Raw genomic sequence first — 2550 nt, 5'->3', positions numbered from 1 at the left:
CTTCGACCGCCCCCTCGACACCCACCGCGCCCCGCACCCCCCGGAGACGACCGGGCACGGCAGCGGCCTCAGACCGGGCCGGGCCCGCGCCCGTCCGCCCCGCCGGAGCGGTCCACGACCCCGGCCCCCGCCGCCCCATCGGCCGCACCGGGGACCCGGCCACCCGCGCCAGCTCCTCGGGGCCACTGCGCCCCCGCACACCGAGCACCGTCTGGCTGACCGGTGTCGACCCCCACCGCTTGCGGATCTCGAACGCTGCAGCGGCCACCGCGACCGACCCCAGGCTCGCCAGCAGGGCCCGGCGCTGGTCCGGCAGCGCCGCCATCGCCACACCGATCGCGACCAACCCGGCCAACACCGCCCACGTCAGGTACGGAAACCCCCACATGCGCAGGGTCAACCGCCAACACCAACAGGACCGCGCCGATCGATGCCACCAGGAACCCGAACACCCGACCGGGCAGCAGGTACTCGGCCACCACGGCCGCGTACCCCACCACGGTGCCCAGCACGATCGCGCGCGCGGGCACGCCCCGCCCGGTGGTCCGGCCCAACGACCGGGGAGCGTCACCCTGGCGGGAGAGCGCGAACAGCATCCGCGAGGTGGTGTACATCGCGGCGTTGAGCACGCTCAACACCGCCACCAGCACGACCACCTCCATGATCACCGCCGCGCCGGGCACCCCCACCGTGTCCATCACCACCACGAACGGGCTGCGCTCCAGGTCGGTGGTGTTCCAGGGCACCACCATCACCACGACCAGGATCGAGGCCAGGTAGAACAGGCCGATCCGCCACAGGACGTTGGTGACGGCCAAGACCACCCCGCGCTCGGGCTCGGAGCTCTCGCCCGCGGCGATCGTGATGATCTCCACCCCTCCGAAGGCGAACAGCACCACCACGGTCGCGGCCAGCACCGCGACCCACCCGTTGGGGGCGAACCCGCCGTGCGCCCACAGGTTGGCCACGTGCGACCCCTGCGATCCGCTCCACAGACCCAGCGCCCACAGCCCGCCCATGAGCAGGAACGCCACGATCGTGCCGACCTTGACCAGGGAGAAGAACGACTCGGTCTCGGCGAAAACCCGCACCGAGATCACATTGGCCGCCGTCATCGACAGCAGCACCACAAGGGCCAGCAGCCACTGCGGCAGATCCACCCACTGGCCCAGGATGCCCGCCCCGGCCACCGACTCCGCCGCCACCAGCACCGCGTACAGCCACCAGTAGATCCAGCCGACGGTGAAACCGGCGCGCGCCCCGAGGCCAGCCGGGCGTAGTCGGAGAAGGACCCGCCCGCCGGAACGGAGACCACCATCTCGCCCAACGCCCGCAGGGTGAAGAAGACCAGGGCCCCGGCCAGCGCGTAGGACAGCACCGCGGCCGGACCAGCGGTGTGGACGACCTCCCCCGACCCGATGAACAGCCCCGCTCCCACGGAACCACCGATCGCGATCAGTGCCATGTGCCGGCGGCGCAGCGTGTGGGCCAGCCCCGACTCAGTCGTGTGTGCCGCTTGTGGCAGCGTCGAACTACCAGTCACTCGCCCCACCCTAGGACGAAAGGCTCATCACATCCCTCACGGACCCCGCAAACCCACCTCAAACCATCACCATGTGAGGTGAGTCATGCACCGCCGGCGACCCCCACCCACCCAGCACGATCAAGCACACCACCACCCACCTGTGCCACGATCACCCCCGTGCGCACCCTCGCCCTCCTCACCCGCCCACTCACCAGCGCCCACACCTACCGACGCTGGGTCTACCTCATCATCGGCGCGCCCTCCTGACCCCCTACGCCATGGCCGCCCTCGTCCTCACCAGCGTCCTGACCGGCCGGACCTCGGCCACCGACACCACCCCCCAGGCCCTGGCCCTGACCATCGCACTCGCCCTAGCCCCGGTCGCGGCCACCGCCTACGTCCCCGGAGTACGCACCGCCCAACTCCACCTCGCCCGCACCCTCCTGCGCGGCCCGCTCACCGACCACCCCACCCCACCCCCCACGGCCAGCCGCACCACCGCCCGCACCAGCCTGTGGCTGTGCCTGCACATGTGCGCGGGCTTCCTCGCCTGCCTGGCCACCATGATCGGCCTCACCGAAGCCTTCCTCCTGGCCCTGGCCCCCCTCATCCCCGACAGCCCCCAACCCATCACCCGCAGCTCCCACCTGCTCACCACCATCCACGACCTGCCCCGCCACCAACGCCTCATCGGCCCCCTGCTCGGCCTCGCCCTCCTGACCGCCCTCACCCACGCCATCGCCCTGACCGGCCACCTCCTGGCCCACACCGCGCCCCACCTGCTCGGCCCCTCACCCGCCGAACGCCTGGCCGCCGCCCAAGCCCACGCCGACACCCTCGCCCAACGCAACCGCCTGGCCCGCGAACTCCACGACACCCTCGGCCACGCCCTGTCCGTCGTCACCGTCCAGGCCGCCACCGCCGCCCGCATCATCGACACCGACCCCCGACTTCGCCCCGCCAAGCCCTCACCCCACATCGCCGACGCCGCACGCACCGCCACAGCCGACCTCGACCACGCCCTC

Annotated in this window: 1 protein-coding gene and 1 pseudogene; one reads left to right on the top strand and one right to left on the bottom strand. The window is 72.2% G+C overall.

What is annotated here, in order from left to right:
- A pseudogene (locus tag BJF83_RS01940) lies at nt 1-1465 on the bottom strand (amino acid permease); the annotation flags it as partial.
- Nucleotides 1466-1803: 338 nt separating this feature from the next.
- Between BJF83_RS01940 and BJF83_RS01935 the strand changes: the two are divergent.
- A partial coding sequence (locus BJF83_RS01935) for a histidine kinase dimerization/phosphoacceptor domain-containing protein (protein ID WP_262391245.1) occupies nt 1804-2550 on the top strand: 747 nt, incomplete at its 3' end.

Source organism: Nocardiopsis sp. CNR-923, from assembly GCF_001942255.1.
GTDB lineage: Bacteria > Actinomycetota > Actinomycetes > Streptosporangiales > Streptosporangiaceae > Nocardiopsis.
The sequence above is the reverse complement of the archived record's forward strand: the minus strand, read 5'-3'. Positions and strand labels throughout refer to the sequence as shown.